The sequence below is a fragment of the Agrococcus sp. GW821-FHT14H11 genome, from assembly GCF_058803545.1.
The window spans coordinates 125,569-143,758 of sequence record NZ_JBXAPA010000007.1; the positions used below are offsets into that span (position 1 = coordinate 125,569).

The window sequence follows — 18,190 nt, forward strand, 5'->3', positions numbered from 1 at the left end:
AGGTCCCAGAGTGTGGGCATGAGCGACGACCGACGAGATGAGCATCGCCTGCTGGCCGCGTTCCGCGACGACCCGGCGCCCCGCAGCCGCAAGCCGTGGACCGAGGAGGACTTCGCAGCTGTGATGGAGGCGTGTCGAGACGGCGCCTCGATCGAGCAGATCGCCCGGCGCCTCGGCCGCACGCCCACGAGCCTCCCGATGCACGTGCGCCGGATGCTGCCGCTCGAGGAGCGCCACCTGCCCATCGACCTCGCGCTGCCACGACTGCGGCAGCTCGACGCGGACGGCGACTACGACTGGCTCGGCGCGCTCGCCCAGCGCGAGCCATCGCCGTGGGAGCGCGACCAGGAGCGGCGGGTGGAGCAGCGCGCCCTGGGCCTCGGCGGGCTCTCCGACGAGCTGCTGCTCGACATCGGGCTGGCGCTGGTGACGTGCACGGCGACGGCGCAGGATGCGCTCCGACAGCAGTGCGCAGCGGAGCTGCGCCGCAGAGGGCTCGTCGCGCACCTCGAGCAGCAGTCCGCCGCAGCCGCGGACGCAGCGGTGGCGCGGCTGAGCGCGCTCCCGACGGACGGCTACCGCGACTGGGACGCAGCCGTCTTCTGACGGCGGTCTCCCCAGCCGCGCCATCCGTCTCAGCGGGTCCGTTCAGCGGACCGGCGCGATGCCGAGCGCCTCGGCCTGCTCGCTGATCACGCGCGCGAGCCGCACGTCGCGGATCGTCACTGCACCGACGGCGTGGCTGCTGAGCGTCACGTCGACGGTGCCGTAGCTGAGCGTGACGTCAGGGTGGTGGTCCACCGCCTCCGCGGCATCACCGATGCGGTTCACCAGCTCCAGGCCTGCCGCGAACGTCGGGGTCCATGGTGCGCCAGACTCGAGGCATGGACGACCTGCGCGTAGCCCCGGGCCCCGGCGCGCCGCGCGGGCTCGTGGTGCCGGCGAGCGAGCTCGTCGAGCAGTTCTCGCGCTCGTCGGGCCCGGGCGGCCAGGGCGTCAACACCGCCGACTCGCGCGTGCAGCTGAGCCTCGACCTCGCCACGACGACCGCGCTCGACGACGTGCAGCGCAGGCGCATCCTGCAGCGGCTGGCTCCGCGGCTCACCGGTTCGGTGCTGACGATCGCCGCCTCGGAGCACCGCGCGCAGCTCGACAACCGCCTCGCGGCCAGGCGGCGGATGGCCGACCTGCTGCGGGAGGCCGTGGTGCCGGAGGCCCCGCGCCGACCCACCCGCCCGACGCGGGGCTCGCAGCGACGGCGGCTCGACGCCAAGGCGCAGCGTTCCGAGACCAAGCGCGCCCGCCGGCGGCCCTTCAGCGACTGACCGCGGGCCGACCGCTCACGCGGTCGGCGCGATGCGCGCCATCAGCTGCTCGGGATTCGGCGCCACGACGAAGCCCGCCGTCGCGTAGACCTCGTGCGCGTCGGCGGTGATGAGCATGAGGCGCTTGAGCCCCATGGGCTCCACAGCGTCGACGATCGCGTTCGCGAGCGCCGTGCCGAGCCCGAGACCGCGGGCGGCGCGGTCGATGTAGACGTCGCACAGCCATCCGAAGGTCGCCCCGTCGGTGATGAGGCGCGCGAATCCGACCTGCGCGCCGTCGGGCGCGTAGACGCCGAAGCTCGCCGAGCCCTCGACCGCGCGCCGCAGCACGTCCATCGACCTGCCCATCGCCCAGTACGCATCCGTCGACAGCCATCGGTGCACGCGTTCGAGGTCCAGACGCGAGCGGTCGGTGTCGAGCTCGTAGCCCGCGAGCAGCTCGCGCCGCAGCGCCAGCTCGGTGACCGCCAGTGCTCCGTGCTCGCCGCCCATCGCGCCTCCTTCTGCCGCTCGTCCGCCCAGCGTAGGACGGTCGGGCCGGTCCACTTCACGCCCGGTGGCGGTCAGCTGGCGAGCCGCGCCGCCACCGCCGCGCCGGCGTGCTCGCCGGCGACGAGCGCACCCTGGATCGACGCGGTCTCGCGGTGGTCGCCGGTGACGAGCACCCGCTCCCCCGTCCACACGGGGCCGCGGCGGATGGGCCCGGGCGCCTGCGCGGGCAGGGTGTGGTGCACGACATGGTGCGCGAGCACCTCCCACCGCGCGGTCGAGGTGCCGTAGAGGCGGGCGAGATCCCGGCGCACCTCGTGCTCGCCCGCGTGCCCGTCGGGCTCGCCGAGCAGGGTCGTCGCTTGCACGAGGTGCTGCCCGGGCGGCGCGTACGACGGCGCGGCCTCCGAGATGACCGCCGTGTTCCAGACCGGACCGGCCGGGCCGCCGCCGGGCCGCGATGCGTCGAGCAGCAAGAACGGCCCGGTGCGAGGCTCACCCGTCGCGCGGAACCACCACGTCGTCAGCCCATGCGTCTCGGGTGCGCGCAGCGGCGTGAGCTCGGCGACGTGCTGCGGCCCGACCGCGACGACCGCGGCACGCGCGCGCAGCGCTCCTCCGTCGGTCGTCACCTCGACGCCGTCGGCCACGTCGCGCACCTCGCGCGCGGCAGTGCCGAGCCGCACGGGCTCGCGCAGCCCCGCCGCCAGCTGCTCCGGCATCGCCTGCATGCCCTCCCGCGGCAGCCCGGGCGCACCGAGCGCGAAGGAGCGCAGCAGCAGCCGCACGTAGTTGGCGGATGCGTCGCCGCTGCTGTCGGCGAGCACGCCGGCCAGGAAGGTGTCGAGCACGTCGCGCCGCAGGCGCCCCGTGAGCCCCGCGGCGTCGAGCGAGGCGCGCAGCGTCTCGTCGCTCGCCGCGCGGGTGGCGGCGCGCGCGTCGAGCAGGGTGGGCCCGAGCCACCGCGCGAGCGCGAGCAGGTCGGGCAGCGGCAGAAGGCCGCTCGAGATCGTGCGGAGGGCGTGCTGCGGATGGCGCAGCGGGTGGGCGAGGGTCGTGGTCGTCGCGCCCGTGCGGACGATCGCGCCCACGCCGAAGTCCTGCAGCTGCAGCGCCGCCACATCGATCCAGCGCGCGACCGCCGGGTAGGCGGGGTTCAGCACCTGGAAGCCGCGGTCGCACCGGAACCCGTCGACGACATCGGTGCGCACCCGGCCGCCAACCGCATCCGCCGCCTCGACCACGACGACCGCGAGGCCCGCCTGCTCGAGGTGCCGGGCGCTCCGCAGCCCCGCCAGCCCTGCTCCGATCACGATGACGTCGGCGTCCATGCAGCTCCTCCCTGCGCGTGCCCGCCAGTCTGGCGCACCGGCCTGGGGCTACCGTGGCGGCATGAGCGACTCGAGGGCGGCGCGGATCGCGCAGCGGCGGGACGAGGTGCTCGCGAACCTCGCCGAGCTCGACCAGCAGCTCGCCGACCTGCGGGCGCTGCGCGAGCGCCTGCACGACGACGACGAGCACGACCCCGACGGCGTCTCGCTCTCGTCGGAGTGGTCGCGGCTCGAGGGGCTGCGGCAGGCGGAGGTCGCGGCGCTCGCGGCGATCGACGAGGCGGCCGAGCGGCTCGCGCGCGGCGAGGATGCGACGTGCAGCGTGTGCGGCCGGCCGATCGCGCCCGAGCGGCTCGAGGCGCGGCCGCAGGCCACGACCTGCATCGACTGCGCTCGGTAGCGCAGGCACGCGCGACCAGGCTCGGCCGCGTGGGCTACCGCGCTGCGCTCACCCCAGCGCCGCCGCGAGGTACGGGGCGGTGCGGCTCGAGGGGCTCGCCGCCACCTGCTCGGGCGTGCCCTCCGCGACCACCCGGCCGCCCGCATCCCCCGACCCCGGGCCGAGGTCGATCACCCAGTCGGCCTCGGCGACGATGCGCATGTCGTGCTCGACCATGACGACGGTGCTGCCACCGTCGACGAGGTGCTGGAGGTGGGCGAGCAGCCGGTCGGCGTCAGCGGCGTGCAGCCCGGAGGTCGGCTCGTCGAGCAGGTACAGCGTGTCGTCGCGCTGCCCGCGCTGCAGCTCGGCGGCGAGCTTGACGCGCTGCGCCTCCCCGCCCGAGAGCTGGGGTGCCGGCTGGCCGAGCGCGACGTAGCCGAGGCCGACGTCGAGCAGCGCGTCGAGGTGCCGGTTGACCTCGGCGTCGTCGCTGAAGGACGCGCGGGCGTCGCGCACGCTCATCGCGAGGACGTCGGCGATCGAGCGGCCGTCGAGCTCGATCTCGAGCGTCTCGGCGTTGTACCGGCGCCCGCCGCACGTGGTGCACGGCGCGTGCACGGTCGGCAGGAAGAGCAGCTCGACCTCCATCGTGCCCTCCCCCTTGCAGGTCGGGCAGCGCCCTGCGGGCAGGTTGAACGAGAACCGGCTCGGCGCGTAGCGGCGCCGCCTGGCCTCGGGCGTCGCGGCGAACAGCGCGCGCACGCGGTCGAAGAGGCCCGTGTAGGTCGCGACGTTCGAGCGCGAGGTGCGGCCGATGGGTCGCTGGCTCACCTGCACGACGCGCCGTAGGCGGCCGGCTGGGCCATGTGCCCGTCCGGCGGTCTCCGCCTCGTTGCGCTGCGCGAGCGGGTCGGCGGCGGGAGTGTCCTCATCGACAGCCGCGTCGTCGACCTCGCTCGCGAGGCTCGCGCGCAGCAGCTCGGGCAGCGCCTGCACCACGAGCGTCGACTTCCCCGAGCCGGAGACCCCGGTGACGGCGGTGAGCGCGCCGAGCGGGAACCCGACCGAGAGGTCGCGCACGTTGTGCCGGGAGACGCCCTGCAGCTCGAGCACGCCGTCGCCGGCCCGGCGATCGCGCCGCTCGCGGCTCGGCGACGGCGCGTCGAACAGGTAGCGGCGCGTGACGGAGTCGTCCGCCTCCCGCAGCCCGTCGAGCGGCCCCGAGTAGACGACCGCGCCGCCTTCGGAGCCGGCGCCGGGACCGATGTCCACGACCCAGTCGGCCTCGCGGATGACGTCGAGCGAGTGCTCGACGAAGAACACGGAGTTGCCCGTGTCGCGCAGCCGCCGCAGGATGCGCAGCAGCGACTCCGTGTCGGCGGGGTGGAGCCCGGCCGAGGGCTCGTCGAGCACGAACACGACGCCGAAGAGCTGCGAGAGCACCTGGGTCGCGAGCCGCATGCGCTGCAGCTCGCCGGAGGAGAGGGATGCGGTGGTGCGGTCGAGCGAGAGCGAGCCGAGCCCGAGGTCGATGATGGGCGCGAGGCGCGCGAGGAGATCGGTCACGAGGCGCCGTGCTGCGAGCAGCTGCTCGGGATGCTCGTCGCCGGCTCCGCCGCGCGGCCGCCAGTCGGGCTCGAGCACGTGCTGGAGGAGCGCCGCGACGTCGTCGAGCGGCATCGCGGCGAGCTCGGTGATGGCGAGCCCCTCGAACGTGACCGCGAGCGCCTCGCCCTTCAAGCGGCGGCCACCGCACTCCGGGCACGCGACGCTCACCATGAACGACGCCGCGCGCTCGCGCATCCGGGCGCTCTTCGAGCCGGCGAAGGTGCTCAGCACGTAGCGGCGCACGCCCAGGAACGTGCTCATGTAGCGCGGCTCGACGCCGGCGGCGATCGCCTTCCGCACCTCCGCCGGGCCGCGGTCGGTGTAGATCGGCACCTGCGGCGACTCGTCGGTGAAGAGCGCCCACTCGCGCTGCTCGCGCGGCAGCTCGCGCCACGGCACGTCGATGTCGTAGCCGAGCGAGATGAGGCTGTCGCGCAGCTGCTTGCCGTGCCACGCGGTGGGCCAGGCCGCGAGCGCCCCATCGCGGATCGTCAGCGAGTCGTCGGGCACCATGAGCGACTCGGGCACGTCGTGCACCTGGCCGAGCCCGTGGCACGTCGGGCACGCGCCCTGCACGGTGTTGGTGGAGAAGTCCTCCGCGTAGAGCATCGGGGCGCCGGCCGGGTAGGTGCCGACCCGCGAGTAGAGCATGCGCACGACGTTGGCGATCGTCGTCGCGCTGCCGACCGTCGAGCGCGCCGAGCCGCCCGAGCGCTGCTGCGGGAGCGCGACGGCCGGCGGCAGGCCGTCGATCGCGTCGACGTCGGGCACCCCGACCTGGCTCATGAGCCGCCGCGCGTAGGGCGCGACCGACTCGAAGTAGCGACGCTGCGACTCGGCGTAGATCGTGCCGAACGCGAGCGAGCTCTTGCCGGAGCCGGAGATCCCCGTGAACGCCACGAGCGCGTCGCGCGGGATGTCGAGGTCGACGCTCCGCAGGTTGTGCTCGCGGGCCCCTCGGACCCTCACGCGGTCCAGGCCCGACTCCCCCACTGCATCCATCCGGCCAGTCTCTCGCGAGGCGCCCGCGAGACCGCTGAGCAGTGCTTCACGGCGCTGAGGCTCCACGCACCACGCTCATCCCACCGCCTCGTGGATGGCGCGCAGCCGCTCCATCGCCTCCCGCACGAGCGTCGGCTCGGTCCCTCGCACGACGATGTTCGTGCCGTAGCCGGCGTCGTCGCGGAACGGGTACGAGCCGATGCTGAGCGTCGGCATCTCGGCCGCGAGCTCGCGCAGCGGAGCGGCGATCCGGCCCTCGCCGACGTCGAAGCGCAGCTCGCTCGAGACCACCGGCGAGCCCGCCTCGAGACCCGGCAGGAGGTCGTCGAGCATGGCGACGAAGATCGCCGGCACGCCGGCCATCACGTGCACGTTGCCGATGCTGAAGCCCGGCGCGCCGCTGATGCGGTTGGCGATCAGTGCAGCGCCGTGCGGGATGCGCGCCATGCGCAGGTGCTCGGGCGTCAGCGTCCTCCTCGCGCCGACGGCCGCCTGCAGGTGCTCTCGAGCGTCCTCGCGCACATCGATGCCGACACCGAACGCGTCGGCCACCGCATCCGCGGTGATGTCGTCATGGGTCGGGCCGATGCCGCCGGAGGTGAAGACGTGCGTGTGCGCCGCCCGCAGCTGGTCGAGCGCGTCGACGATCACCCGGTGGTCGTCGGGCACGACGCGGATCTCGCGGAGGTCGATGCCGACCTGCCCGAGCCGGCCGGCAAGGTGGTACGCGTTCGCCTCGCGAGTGCGCCCTGACAGGATCTCGTCGCCAATCACGAGCATCGCGGCGGTCGGGTTCGACATGGGTCAAGACTGGCGTGCCGGGCTGGAGGAAGCCAAACGAGAACCGCCCAAACAAGGTGGAAGCCCCTCACGCCGAAGCGGAGGGGCTGTCGCTGGGCCTTCATCCAAGACGTTTCCCGCCCCAGGAGTACCGGGGTACACACTGCCAGGCCACCGCTGAGTGCTTCCTGGGTACGAGGTGCAGATGCGGTGCGAGACCCGGTGTCCTCTTGGAGCCGACCCTGCTCGATGGGCGCTTCTCATGCGAGAGCGACCAGCGCCTCGTTCCTCTTCAGGAACCCGGGCTTCCAGGGCGGGTCGTAGCGTGCGAAGCAGACCGGACCTTCGACGGCGACGCCATCCCGGGCAAGCGCCGCTTCGAGCGCATCGGCGTTCTCCTGATACCTCGTCTCGTTGGATCCACCGCTGAACCTCCGCGCGGCGACCCGCCGCTCGGGCACTTCCACGATGCGGACGGCGGCGTCTGACGGAGCCGGAACGCGGGTGGCGCTCGCTGGCATCACGAAGCTCACCGTCCACTGCTGCGTGACGCCCGGCGCCTGGATCACGGGTGCCGTCATCGAGATGTGCGAGGCGGTGATGTAGCGGATGAGCGGGCCGAAGCCCCGGTTTCCCGCCTCGAAGAACGACCCTGGTGCTTCGACCTGCGCGAGCAGGTGCGCGGGGTAGCGGCGCACCTCGTAGCCGTCATGCTCGGAGAGCACCGTGTAGCGCTGCTGCTCCGTCATGCCCCCACGGTAGGCTCGCCGGATCCCGCACGTCGAGCGGGCGGCTTGCCGGGGCTCTCCAGGGGCGACTCACCACCCCCGCAGGCGCTCGACGATCTCCACGACCTGGCCGGAGATCGCCTCGTCCTGCGGGCGCCCCGGATCGCTGTTCGTCATCACCACGACCGCGTCGCCGGAGTCGGGATATGCGCGGAGCATGCACTGGAAGCCGACGCCCCACCCGAGCGACGTGATGCGCGTGCCCGCCGGATCCCCGCCCAGGAAGGCGCCGAGCCCTGCCCATCCGGTGTCGAACTGGCCGCTGACCATGTCGCGCGCGAGCGCTCCCGGGATCCCCAGCGCGCCGGAGTCCCGAAGAGCACGGTGGAGCTCTCGCGCGATCTGGCAGAGGTCGGTCGGCGTCGACCAAAGACCGGCCGCGGCCGAGCACGGGTAGTCCGGACGCCGCCCCTCGATGACGACGCCTGCCGAGTCATGGCCATCTGCCACGTCCGCGCCGAGCTCCTCGGGCGTGCCGAACCGGCTGCGGGTCATGCCGAGCGGCTGCAGCACGAGCTCGCTCATCAGCGCGGTGAACGGTGCACCGATGACATCGGTGAGCAGCCGCTCGACGACGCCATAGCCGGCATCGGAGTACACGAACCGCACCCCCGGCTCGTGCTCCTGACGGACAGCTCGCGCGCTCGGCGCGTGCCGTCCACGCAGGACATCGTCGATCGACGGGCGGGTGCTCCCAGGAAGGATGACGTCGAAGGCGCCGTCGGCGTCCACGATGCCGCTGTGGTGGCTCAGCAGCATCCGCAGCGTGACCGCGCCACCGCTCGTCGCCCGAGGCAGCCGCCAGGTGGTCGCGTACCGATCGATGTCCTGATCGAGATCGATGTCCCCCTGCGCGACGAGCCGCAGCGCAGCCAGCGCCGTGACCAGCTTGCTCATCGACGCCGCGTGGAAGATCGACTCGGGCCCGGCCTGCCGCTGCCCGTCGGCGGCCAGGAGTCCGAAGCCCGCCGCCTCCTCGACACGTCCGTGCGCCATGACCGCGACGCTCAGCGCCGGCGGATCCGGCGGACCCGACGGTGCAGCCGCGACGCGAGCCCGCAGCTCGCCCATCGTCGAGGTCGAGGGCGGGACGCTCACACGTTGAAGCGGAACTCGACCACGTCGCCGTCGGCCATCACGTAGTCCTTGCCCTCGATGCGCACGCGGCCCGCGGCCTTCGCATCCGCCATCGAGCCGGCTGCGTCGAGGTCGGCGAAGGAGACGACCTCGGCCTTGATGAAGCCGCGCTCGAAGTCGGTGTGGATGACGCCGGCGGCCTGCGGCGCCGTCCAGCCCTTGCGGATCGTCCAGGCGCGCGACTCCTTGGGACCGGCCGTCAGGTAGGTCTGCAGGCCGAGCGTCTCGAAGCCGATGCGGGCGAGCTGGTCGAGGCCCGACTCCTCCTGGCCGAGCGACTGCAGCAGCTCCAGCGCCTCGTCGGGCTCGAGGTCGACGAGCTCCGACTCGACCTTCGCGTCGAGGAAGACGGCCTTGGCCGGCGCGACGAGGGCCTCGAGCTCGGCCTTCTTCGACGCATCCGACAGCACCTCCTCGTCGACGTTGAAGACGAAGAGCACGGGCTTCGCGGTGAGGAGCCCGAGCTCCTTGATGGGCGTCGTGTCGAAGCCTGCCTGCTGGAGGGTGCGGCCCGAGTTCAGGATCTCGTTGGCCTCGACGGCGGCCGCGAGCACCGAGGGGTCGACCTTCTTGCCCTTGACCTCCTTCTCGAGGCGCGGGATCGCCTTCTCGAGCGTCTGCATGTCGGCGAGGATGAGCTCGGTGTTGATCGTCTCCATGTCGGAGGCGGGGTTGACCGCGCCCTCGACGTGGACGACGTCGCCGTCGGCGAAGCCGCGCACGACCTGTGCGATCGCGTCGGCCTCGCGGATGTTGGCGAGGAACTGGTTGCCGAGCCCCTCGCCCTCGCTCGCGCCCTTCACGATGCCGGCGATGTCGACGAAGGAGACGGCGGCGGGCAGGATGCGCGCCGAGCCGAAGATCTCGGCGAGGCGCGTCAGGCGCTCGTCCGGCAGCTCGACCACCCCGATGTTCGGCTCGATCGTCGCGAACGGGTAGTTCGCCGCGAGCACGGTGTTCTTGGTGAGAGCGTTGAAGAGGGTCGACTTGCCCACGTTGGGGAGTCCGACGATGCCGATCGTGAGTGCCACGACAGATCAGCCTACCGGCGGGCGGCCGGCTCCCTTGTTCCCCCCAGGTGAGCGGCGTAGCGTCTGCCGCACCAGCCCCGCGGGCGCATCGCGCGCAGGGCGCAGCGCGTCAGGAGCGACGATGACCCACAACCAGAACGACCCGCACCACGACTCCCGCGACGGCGACCCCGTGTACCACGAGGCGCCACCGGCCGACAGCGGCTCGGCATCGTCGTTCGACACTCGCCACAACGAGTTCCCGCCCGGAGCCGGCCACGACGGCGCCGCGATCGACCCGAAGACCGGCAAGCCCGTGCACGGCGACGGCACGCCCGTCGAGGCGCCCAGCCACGCCTGGCCGACCGGCCCCGACGCCGAGCAGCCCGAGCAGGTCGACGGCGAGGAGCGCGTCGAGCTCGAGCAGGAGCAGTCGCACTGGTCGGAGGACAACGCACCCCGCGACCAGCACTGAGCGCGGCATGACGGCGACCGACCGCATCCGCCGCCGCTTCGTGGTGCACGGCAGCGTGCAGGGCGTCGGCTTCCGCATGGCGGCGGCGCACGAGGCCCGGCGCCTCGGCGTCGCCGGCAGCGTGCGCAACCGCGTCGACGGCACGGTCGAGGCGGAGGTCGAGGGCACGGCGGATGCGGTGCGGGCGATGGGCGCGTGGCTCGCGCACGGCCCGCCCTCGGCCCACGTCGACCGGGTCGACGCCGCCGAGGCGGAGCCGCGCGGCGACGAGGGCTTCCGCATCGCCTGACCGTCGCCGCGCGGCGCTCGCCCCGGCAGGTCGAGGTGCGCAATCCGACGCGGTTTCCTGCGGCGCCACTGCGCTGCGCGCGCAACTGGGCGGCTCCCGCTTGCGCGCCGCGCGCATCCGCACCATGATCGAGGCAGCCGCGCGACCCGCGGCACCCCACAGCGCCGTGGGATCCACGGCGCATGCACTCAATGAGGAGAGCCGCCATGAGCGCCATCCCTGAGTTCACGCACGAGCGCGTCCTGACATCCATGGGCGCCCGCAGCGGACTCGTCATCACCGTCGCACTGCACTCGAGCGCGCTGGGCCCGGCGCTCGGCGGATGCCGGATGTGGACCTACCCGACGTGGGCCGACGGGCAGGCGGACGCGCTGCGGCTCTCGGCCGCGATGACGCTGAAGAACGCGGCAGCCGGCCTCGACGCGGGCGGCGGCAAGTCGGTCATCGCGCTGCCGATGGGCACGACGCTCGACGCCGAGCGCCGCCGCGCCGCGCTCCTCGACCTCGGCGACCTCGTCGAGGCGCTCGACGGTCGCTACCGCACCGCCGAGGACGTCGGCACGACCGAGCACGACATGCTCGTCGTGCGCGAGCGCACCGCGCACGTCGTGGGCCTCCCCGCTGAGAACGGCGGCGCCGGCGAGCCCGCGGGCGCGACCGCGCTCGGCGTCTACTCGGCGATCGCGCCGACGCTCGAGGCCGCCTTCGGCTCCGACCGCATCGAGGAGCGCTCGTTCGTGATCTCGGGCCTCGGCCAGGTCGGCGGCCGCCTCGCGCGCATGCTCGCCGGGCACGGCGCGCGCCTGTTCGTCACCGACATCGACGACCGCAAGCGCCAGCTCGCCCACGACCTCGGCGCCGAGTGGATCGCGCCCGAAGCCGCGCTGACGACGCCCGCCGACGTGCTCGTCCCTGCCGGCCTGGGCGGCATCCTCACCGACGAGACGATCGACGCGCTGCCGGTGCGGGCCGTCGTCGGCCCTGCCAACAACCCGCTCGCCGACCGCTCCGGCGCCGAGCGGCTCGCGGCGCGCGGCATCGTCTACGCGCCCGACTTCGTCGTGAACGCCGGCGGCGTCATCCACCTCGAGGGCATGGGGCACGGCATGGAGTGGCCCGCGATCGCCGAGCGCCTCACCGGCATCGGCGACACCGTGCGCGGCGTGCTCGCGAGCGCGAGCGAGCGGGGCATCACGCCGCTCGCCGCGGCCGAGGCGCTCGCCGCCGAGCGCATCGACGCGGCGCGCGCCTCCGCCCACGCCATGCACGTCGGCGTCTGAGACGACGGGACCAGGAGGCGGCGGTGCGCGAGACGCCCGCCGCCCCTGCCGTGGCGCGCCCGGACACGGCGCGAGTAGCGTCGCGGCAGGGGGCGCCGCGCGTCGCGCGCGGCCTCCTGTCGCAGCTTCGCTAGTTGACAGATCGACTAGCGTCTGCTCCACTGAGGCCGTGATCCTCTCCCGCATCATCCTCGGGCTGCTCGACCTGGCCCCGATGACCGGCGCCGACCTCAAGCGGCACTTCGACACCACGGTCAACCACTTCTGGTCGGCCGACAAGGCGCAGATCTACCGCACCCTCGGCACGATCGTCGACGACGGGCACGCGACCGTCACCGTGGTGCCGGGCACGAACACCCCCGACCGGCTCGAGCACCACCTCACGCCCGCCGGCCGCGAGGCGCTCCACGACTGGCTGCGCTCCGACCTCGACCGGCAGCCCGAGCGCGAGGCGTTCCTCGCCCGCGTCTTCCTCGCCGACGCGCTCGACGACGACGAGCTGAGCGCCCTCATCGAGCAGCGCCGCGCCCTCGCCCTCGCGCGCCAGGGCGAGTTCGAGGCCATCCGCGACGCCATGCCCGAGCCCGCGACGCGCGCCGAGCACCTCCGCTTCGCCACGCTCGACCACGGGCTCCGGCACGTGCAGGTCGAGCTCGACTGGCTCGACGCCCTCGAGGAGCAGCTGCCGTGACCGCCTTCCCCGAGGTCCACCCGCCCGCCATGCCCAGCGAGCATCCGCCCGTCGTGCTCATCCACGGCGGCAACGTCGCCAACTGGATGTGGGAGCCGCAGCTGCCCGCCGTCGCCGACCGGCTCGCGCTCACGCCCGACCTGCCCGGCTTCGGCGCCCGCGCCGCCGAGGACTGGCCGGGCCTCGCCGGCGCCGCCGACGACGTCGCCGAGCGGATCCGCGCGCTCGCGGGCGAGCGGCGCGTCGACGTGGTCGGCCTGTCGCTCGGCGGTGCCGTCGCGCTGCACCTGGCCGCCCGGCACCCGGAGCTCGTGCGCTCGGTGCTCGTGAGCGGCGCCGCGGCCGTGCCGCTCCCCCGCCAGACCCGCCTCGCCGCGCGCGCGCAGCTCGCGCTGTGGGGCATGCGCTGGAGCTGGCGCGCCCAGGCGGCTGTCTACGGCATGCCGAAGGAAGCGCGCCGCGCGTTCGTCGAGCACGGCGTCACCCTCCGGCAGGACAACGCGCGGGCGATGCTCGACGAGGTCTTCAGCGGCACGCTGCCGCAGGACCTCCGGGACTACTCGGGGCGGATGCTCGCGGTCGTCGGCGAGAAGGATCACGCGGTCATGCGCGCCTCCCTCGACCGCATCCAGATGGCGGTCCCGCACGCCGAGACCCGCACCGCGCCCGGCGTCCACCACGTGTGGAGCATCGAGGACGTCGAGCACTTCAACGCCATGGTCGTCGCCTGGCTGCAGGGCCGGATCGACGGGTGGCTGCGCGAGCCGGAGCTCGTGCACCTCTGAGCCGGTCGGCCCGCGTCAGCCGGGCCGCGTCAGCCGGCGTGCGTCAGTTTGCCGCCTCCGCGGGCCAGCGCACGGCGCCGTCGACGACGACGGCCGACTCGCTCACCGGGTGCGGGCGCAATGAGCCGTCGTGCATGAGGTGCAGCGGCTCGGCGCCGTGCAGCACCACCGCGACGTCGGCGACGACGCGCCGGTGGCACCGCCACCACACCGCCTCCGAGCACATGACCGCGACGCGGCGCTCCTCGGCCTCGGCGAGCACCTCGGCGAGGGCCGCCGCGAAGTCGTCGGAGCGCGTCCACGCCGCGTACGCGCGGAACGCGGCGACCCGCCACCACGCATCCGGTGACGCGGCGTCCTCCGCGGCGGTCAGCCGCCGCCGGCCGCCCAGCCGCTCCTCCCAGCGCCAGCCGATGCCGCCCGCGGCGAGCTCGCCCTCGATCGCGTCGCGCGACGCCGCGGGGTTGGCCCGGCTGCCCGGGAAGCGGCGGATGTCGACGACGAGCTCGACGCCGGCGCCGCCCAGCAGGGAGCGGAGCCCGTCGCCGTCGAGCCGGCCGTGGCCGACGGTGAGCAGGGTGGCGGCTATCGCTGCTCCTGGAGCCCCAGCTCGATCAGCTCGGTGATGAGGTCGCCGTACGCGATGCCCGTCGCCTCCCAGACGACCGGGAACATCGAGATCGACGTGAAGCCGGGCATGGTGTTGATCTCGTTGACGACGATGCCGTGCTCGGGCGAGACGAAGAAGTCGACGCGGGCGAGCCCGGCGCCCTCGATCGCCTCGAACGCCCGGATCGCCGTCGTCTGCAGCGCGGCGAGCGTCTCGTCGTCGACCTCGGCAGGGCAGACGACGCGGGCGCCCTCGCCGCCGCGGTACTTGAGGTCGAAGTCGTAGAAGCGCCCCTCGTCGAGCTCGATCTCGCCCGGCAACGACGCGCGCGGCATCGCGCCGGCGCGGCCCGCGAGCACGCCCAGCTCGATCTCGCGCCCGGAGACGCCGGCCTCGACGAGCGCGCGCGTGTCCTCGGCGAGCGCCGTCTCCATCGCGCGGTCGAACTCGAGCACCGAGGCGACGCGGCTCACGCCCACCGAGGAGCCCGCGCGGGCCGGCTTGACGAACACCGGCATCGGGAAGTCGCCGAGCCGCGCGCGCACCGCGTCGGGGTCGCGCGCCCAGTCGGCGCGCGAGATCGTCATCCACGGCGCGACGCGGATGCCCGCGTGCTCGAGCACGGTCTTGGTGAAGTGCTTGTCCATGCCGACGGCGCTCGCGAGCACCCCGTTGCCGACGTACGGCAGCCCCGCCAGCTCGAGCGCGCCCTGCACGGTGCCGTCCTCGCCGAACGGGCCGTGCAGGATCGGGAAAACGATGTCGACGGGCACGGTGCGGGTGCCGGAGGCGTCCTCGACGGTGAGGGTGCGCTCCCCCGCGACCTGCGGCAGCCGCACGCGGGTGCCGTTGTCGGCGACGACGGGCATCGCCTCGAGCGTCAGCTCGGCCGGGTCGCCGTCCCACAGCGTCCAGGCGCCGTCGGGGGCGATCCCGACGACGATCGGCTCGAACCGCTCGCGGTCGAGGTGGCGCAGCACGCTGCCGGCGGTCGCGCACGAGATGCTGTGCTCGCTCGAGCGGCCGCCGAACAGCAGCGCGACGCGGGTCTTCGTGGGGGTCTCGGGCACCGTCACTCCTCGATCGGCTCGTCGTCGGTCGTCAGGTGGGGGGCGATGTCGCGCGGGTCCATGGCGCCGTCGAGCACCAGGCGCACCTGCTCGAGGATCGGCATCCGCACGCCCTTCGCGGCCGCGAGCTGCGCGACCGGGTCGACGGAGGCGAGGCCCTCGGCCACCTGCTCCATGCGGGCGATCACGTCGGTGCGCGAATAGCCCATGCCGAGCAGCCGCCCGGCGGTGAAGTTGCGCGACAGGGGCGAGCCGCACGTGGCGATGAGGTCGCCGAGGCCGGCCAGCCCGCTCATCGTCTGCGGCTCGGCGCCGTGCGCCACCGCGAAGTCGGTCACTTCGGCGAGGCCGCGCGTGATGATCGACGCCTTCGTGTTCTCGCCGTAGCCGACGCCGTCGACGATGCCGATCGCGAGCGCCACGAGGTTCTTCAGCACGCCGCCGAACTCGGTGCCGATCACGTCGGTGTTGATGAACGAGTGGAAGTAGTCGTTGCGCGCCCGCTTCGCCACCTCGCGCGCCGTCATCGGGCTCGACGAGGCGACCACCGCGGCGGTCGGGTGCTCCTGCGCGATCTCGAGCGCGAGGTTCGGCCCCGAGACGACCGCGATGCGGCCGGCGTCGATCTGCAGCTCCTCGGCGATGACCTCGCTCATCCGCAGCCGCGTGCCCGCCTCGACGCCCTTCATGAGGCTCACGACGGGCGCGTCGTCGCGGATCGCGCCGCCGTGCTCGCGCAGCAGCTGGCGCAGCTGCTGGCTCGGCACGGCGAGGTAGACCTGGGATGCCTCGGCGAGCGCCTCGCGCACGTCGCTCGTCGCGTGCAGGGACGCCGGCAGCGTGATGCCCGGCAGGTAGCGGGTGTTGCGGCGCGACTCGTCGATCTCGCGCGCCGCCTCCGGCCGCCGCGCCCACAGCACCGTCTCGGCGCCGCCGTCGGCGAGCGCCTTCGCGAACGTCGTGCCCCAGCTGCCGGCGCCGAGGACGGCGGCGTCAACCATCCGTGCGCCGCTCGTCGTCCGTGCCCGGGTGCTCCGGCGCATCCGGCCCCGCCTCGAAGCGCCCGATCTCGGACTGCCCGTACTGCGACGGGTCGTAGCGCACCGCCGGGGGCTGCTCGCCCCGCAGCTCGCCGAGCAGCCCGGCGATCGCGCCCATGACGCGGTCGGTCGCGGCCGTCATCGACGCCTGGTCGGTGCGGCCCTCGAAGTCGCTGAGGTCGACCGGGGGGCCGAAGAGGATGTCGATGTGCTTGCGCGGGAACGGGTGGAGGCGCTTGCCGTAGCGCGGCAGCAGGTGCTGCGTGCCCCAGTGCGCCGCGGGGATGAGCGGCACGCCGGCCTCGAGGGCCATGCGCACCGCCCCCGTCTTGCCGCGCATCGGCCAGAGGTTCGGCTCGCGCGTGAGCGAGCCCTCGGGGTAGATGATGACGCCCTGCTCCTCGCGCACGAGGGTGCGCGCCGCCTGCATCGGCTCGCCGTGCGACGAGCGGCCCGCGCGCTCGACGGGGATCTGCCCGGCCGCCCGCAGGATGCTGCCGATCACCGGGATCTCGAACAGGCTCGCCTTCGCCATGAAGCGCGGCACCCGGCCCGACTTCCACACCGCGACCGCCATGATCACCGGATCGATCTCGCTGAAGTGGTTGGGCGAGAGCACGAACGCGCCCGTGGCGGGCAGGTGCTCGTGCCCGCGGATGCGCAGCTTCGCCATGCCTGCCACTGCGGGGAGGACGAGCGCGGCGAGCCCGAGGTAGACGGGGCTGCGCTCCGACTTCGGCGGGATGCCGGGCAGCGCCATCAGCCCTCCACGTCGAAGTCCGCGCCGAGGGTCTCCAGCTTCTCGATGAAGCGCTCGTACCCGCGGGCGATGATCCCGACGTTGGAGATGCGGCTCGTGCCCTCGGCCGTCAGCGCCGCCACGAGGTGGCTGAAGCCGCCGCGCAGGTCGGGCACCACGACGTCGGCGCCGTGCAGCTCGACGGGGCCTGCGATCACGGCGGAGTGCTGGTAGTTGCGGGCGCCGAAGCGGCACGCGTGGCTGCCCAGGCAGTCAGTGTGGATCTGGATGCGCGCTCCCATCTCGACGAGCGCCTCGGTGAAGCCGAAGCGCTGCTCGTAGACGGTCTCGTGCACGATCGAGATGCCGTTCGCCTTCGTCAGCGCCACGACGAGCGGCTGCTGCCAGTCCGTCATGAAGCCGGGGTGCACATCCGTCTCGACCACGACGGGCTTCAGGTCGCCGCCCGGGTGCCAGAAGCGGATGCCGTCGTCCTCGATCTCGAACGCGCCGCCGGCCTTGCGGAACACGTTGAGGAACGTCGTCATCTCGGGCTGCCGAGCGCCCTCGAGGAACACGTCGCCGCCGGTCGCGAGCGCCGCGCACGCCCAGGAGGCCGTCTCGTTGCGGTCGAAGAGCGCCGTGTGGCTGTAGCCGACGAGCCGGTCGACGCCCTCGATGCGGATCGTGCGGTCGGTGTCGACCTGGATCTCGGCGCCCATCTTCTGCAGGATCGCGATGAGGTCGAGGATCTCGGGCTCGACGGCCGCGTTCTTCAGCTCGGTGCGGCCGCGGGCGCGCACCGCGCCCAGCAGCACCTGCTCGGTCGCGCCGACCGACGGGTAGGGCAGCTCGATCTTGGCGCCGTGCAGGCCGTTCGGGGCGGTCATGCGGATGCCGCTCGGCAGCTTCTCGACGACGGCGCCGAAGGTGCGCAGCACCTCGAGGTGGAAGTCGATCGGCCGGTCGCCGATGTGGCAGCCGCCGAGGTCGGGGATGAACGCCTCGCCCAGCTGGTGCAGGAGCGGCCCGCAGAAGAGGATCGGGATGCGGCTGGAGCCGGCGTGCGCGTTGATCGACGTCTCGTGGGCGGTGCGCACGTTCGCCGGGTCGAGGCGCAGCGTGTCGCCGTCGCGCTCGACGCTGACGCCGTGCAGCTCGAGCAGGCCCTGCACGACGCGCACGTCGCTGATCTCGGGCACGCTGCGCAGCTCGCTCGGCGACTCGCCCAGCAGCGCCGCGACCATCGCCTTCGTGACGAGGTTCTTCGCGCCCTTCATCTGGATGCGCCCCTGCAGGGGCTTGCCGCCGCGCACCGTGATGCGGTCGACGTTCATCCCGACGGCGGCGCCGGCGCTC

The 18,190-nt window shown here is 73.6% G+C and carries 20 protein-coding genes and 1 pseudogene; 8 read left to right on the top strand and 13 right to left on the bottom strand.

Going from position 1 to position 18,190, the window contains the following annotated elements; all coding sequences use genetic code 11:
* Positions 1 to 18 precede the first annotated feature (18 nt).
* Complete coding sequence (locus AC1RNL_RS09520; protein ID WP_492935072.1) at positions 19 to 606, top strand: hypothetical protein; 588 nt, start codon at positions 19 to 21, stop codon at positions 604 to 606.
* Between the two features lie 42 nt (positions 607 to 648).
* Here the strand turns inward: AC1RNL_RS09520 and AC1RNL_RS09525 are convergent.
* Positions 649 to 846: pseudogene (locus tag AC1RNL_RS09525) on the bottom strand (4a-hydroxytetrahydrobiopterin dehydratase); the annotation flags it as partial.
* A 38-nt stretch (positions 847 to 884) separates the two neighbouring features.
* Between AC1RNL_RS09525 and arfB the strand changes: the two are divergent.
* Entirely contained in the window at positions 885 to 1,325 is a 441-nt protein-coding gene (arfB, locus tag AC1RNL_RS09530; protein WP_492935073.1) for an alternative ribosome rescue aminoacyl-tRNA hydrolase ArfB, read from the top strand.
* 15 nt (positions 1,326 to 1,340) lie between these two features.
* Here the strand turns inward: arfB and AC1RNL_RS09535 are convergent, their stop codons facing one another.
* Together AC1RNL_RS09535 and AC1RNL_RS09540 are read right to left on the bottom strand one after the other, a co-directional pair.
* Positions 1,341 to 1,817 carry a GNAT family N-acetyltransferase gene (locus AC1RNL_RS09535; protein ID WP_364196394.1) on the bottom strand — a complete coding sequence of 159 codons (477 nt, stop codon included), beginning with the start codon at positions 1,815 to 1,817 and terminating at the stop codon, positions 1,341 to 1,343.
* A gap of 71 nt (positions 1,818 to 1,888) precedes the next feature.
* A complete protein-coding gene (locus tag AC1RNL_RS09540; RefSeq protein ID WP_492935074.1) occupies positions 1,889 to 3,145 on the bottom strand; it encodes an FAD-dependent oxidoreductase in 1,257 nt (418 codons plus the stop codon).
* A 61-nt stretch (positions 3,146 to 3,206) separates the two neighbouring features.
* Between AC1RNL_RS09540 and AC1RNL_RS09545 the strand changes: the two genes are divergently transcribed.
* Positions 3,207 to 3,545, top strand: a complete 339-nt coding sequence (locus tag AC1RNL_RS09545; RefSeq protein ID WP_128188855.1) for a TraR/DksA family transcriptional regulator — start codon at positions 3,207 to 3,209, stop codon at positions 3,543 to 3,545.
* A gap of 48 nt (positions 3,546 to 3,593) precedes the next feature.
* Here the strand turns inward: AC1RNL_RS09545 and AC1RNL_RS09550 are convergent, their stop codons facing one another.
* The 5 genes from AC1RNL_RS09550 to ychF all read right to left on the bottom strand — a co-directional run bounded on the left by AC1RNL_RS09550 (position 3,594) and on the right by ychF (position 9,873).
* The gene (locus AC1RNL_RS09550; RefSeq protein WP_492935075.1) at positions 3,594 to 6,137 is read right to left on the bottom strand and encodes an excinuclease ABC subunit UvrA; all 2,544 of its coding nucleotides are present in this window, start codon (positions 6,135 to 6,137) and stop codon (positions 3,594 to 3,596) included.
* A gap of 75 nt (positions 6,138 to 6,212) precedes the next feature.
* The gene (locus AC1RNL_RS09555; protein WP_492935076.1) at positions 6,213 to 6,938 is read right to left on the bottom strand and encodes a competence/damage-inducible protein A; all 726 of its coding nucleotides are present in this window, start codon (positions 6,936 to 6,938) and stop codon (positions 6,213 to 6,215) included.
* Positions 6,939 to 7,177: 239 nt separating this feature from the next.
* On the bottom strand, positions 7,178 to 7,666 hold the full coding sequence (locus AC1RNL_RS09560) for an SOUL family heme-binding protein (RefSeq protein ID WP_492935077.1): 489 nt from the start codon (positions 7,664 to 7,666) through the stop codon (positions 7,178 to 7,180).
* Between the two features lie 69 nt (positions 7,667 to 7,735).
* Complete coding sequence (locus AC1RNL_RS09565) at positions 7,736 to 8,776, bottom strand: serine hydrolase domain-containing protein (protein WP_275065522.1); 1,041 nt, start codon at positions 8,774 to 8,776, stop codon at positions 7,736 to 7,738.
* 23 nt (positions 8,777 to 8,799) lie between these two features.
* Positions 8,800 to 9,873: a redox-regulated ATPase YchF gene (gene ychF / locus AC1RNL_RS09570; protein ID WP_128188850.1), complete on the bottom strand. Its 1,074-nt coding sequence runs from the start codon at positions 9,871 to 9,873 to the stop codon at positions 8,800 to 8,802.
* Positions 9,874 to 9,994: 121 nt separating this feature from the next.
* Here ychF and AC1RNL_RS09575 point away from each other — a divergent pair, with 121 nt between their 5' ends.
* The 5 genes from AC1RNL_RS09575 (at position 9,995) to AC1RNL_RS09595 (ending at position 13,372) form a co-directional block, all read left to right on the top strand.
* Positions 9,995 to 10,327, top strand: a complete 333-nt coding sequence (locus tag AC1RNL_RS09575) for a hypothetical protein (protein ID WP_128188849.1) — start codon at positions 9,995 to 9,997, stop codon at positions 10,325 to 10,327.
* A 7-nt stretch (positions 10,328 to 10,334) separates the two neighbouring features.
* On the top strand, positions 10,335 to 10,616 hold the full coding sequence (locus AC1RNL_RS09580; protein ID WP_492935078.1) for an acylphosphatase: 282 nt from the start codon (positions 10,335 to 10,337) through the stop codon (positions 10,614 to 10,616).
* Positions 10,617 to 10,822: 206 nt separating this feature from the next.
* Entirely contained in the window at positions 10,823 to 11,896 is a 1,074-nt protein-coding gene (locus AC1RNL_RS09585; protein WP_146356575.1) for a Glu/Leu/Phe/Val dehydrogenase dimerization domain-containing protein, read from the top strand.
* 169 nt (positions 11,897 to 12,065) lie between these two features.
* Entirely contained in the window at positions 12,066 to 12,587 is a 522-nt protein-coding gene (locus AC1RNL_RS09590; protein ID WP_128188846.1) for a PadR family transcriptional regulator, read from the top strand.
* Complete coding sequence (locus AC1RNL_RS09595) at positions 12,584 to 13,372, top strand: alpha/beta fold hydrolase (protein ID WP_246991830.1); 789 nt, start codon at positions 12,584 to 12,586, stop codon at positions 13,370 to 13,372. Before AC1RNL_RS09590 ends, AC1RNL_RS09595 begins: the two co-directional genes overlap by 4 nt.
* 43 nt (positions 13,373 to 13,415) lie before the next feature.
* On the opposite strand, the gene AC1RNL_RS09600 is transcribed toward AC1RNL_RS09595, so the two are convergent.
* Genes AC1RNL_RS09600 through murA form a run of 5 tightly spaced genes read right to left on the bottom strand, consistent with a single transcriptional unit; the run spans position 13,416 to position 18,168 of the window.
* Positions 13,416 to 14,033 carry a DUF488 domain-containing protein gene (locus tag AC1RNL_RS09600; protein WP_492935105.1) on the bottom strand — a complete coding sequence of 206 codons (618 nt, stop codon included), beginning with the start codon at positions 14,031 to 14,033 and terminating at the stop codon, positions 13,416 to 13,418.
* Entirely contained in the window at positions 13,958 to 15,052 is a 1,095-nt protein-coding gene (locus AC1RNL_RS09605; RefSeq protein ID WP_128188844.1) for a D-alanine--D-alanine ligase family protein, read from the bottom strand. The genes AC1RNL_RS09600 and AC1RNL_RS09605 overlap by 76 nt, the downstream gene beginning before the upstream one ends.
* Before the next feature lie 2 nt (positions 15,053 to 15,054).
* Positions 15,055 to 16,053, bottom strand: coding sequence for an NAD(P)H-dependent glycerol-3-phosphate dehydrogenase (locus AC1RNL_RS09610; protein WP_492935079.1), 999 nt, complete (start codon positions 16,051 to 16,053; stop codon positions 15,055 to 15,057).
* Positions 16,046 to 16,852, bottom strand: coding sequence for a lysophospholipid acyltransferase family protein (locus tag AC1RNL_RS09615; protein WP_492935080.1), 807 nt, complete (start codon positions 16,850 to 16,852; stop codon positions 16,046 to 16,048). The genes AC1RNL_RS09610 and AC1RNL_RS09615 overlap by 8 nt, the downstream gene beginning before the upstream one ends.
* Entirely contained in the window at positions 16,852 to 18,168 is a 1,317-nt protein-coding gene (gene murA, locus AC1RNL_RS09620) for a UDP-N-acetylglucosamine 1-carboxyvinyltransferase (RefSeq protein ID WP_128188886.1), read from the bottom strand. Before murA ends, AC1RNL_RS09615 begins: the two co-directional genes overlap by 1 nt.
* Between the last annotated feature and the right edge of the window lie 22 nt (positions 18,169 to 18,190).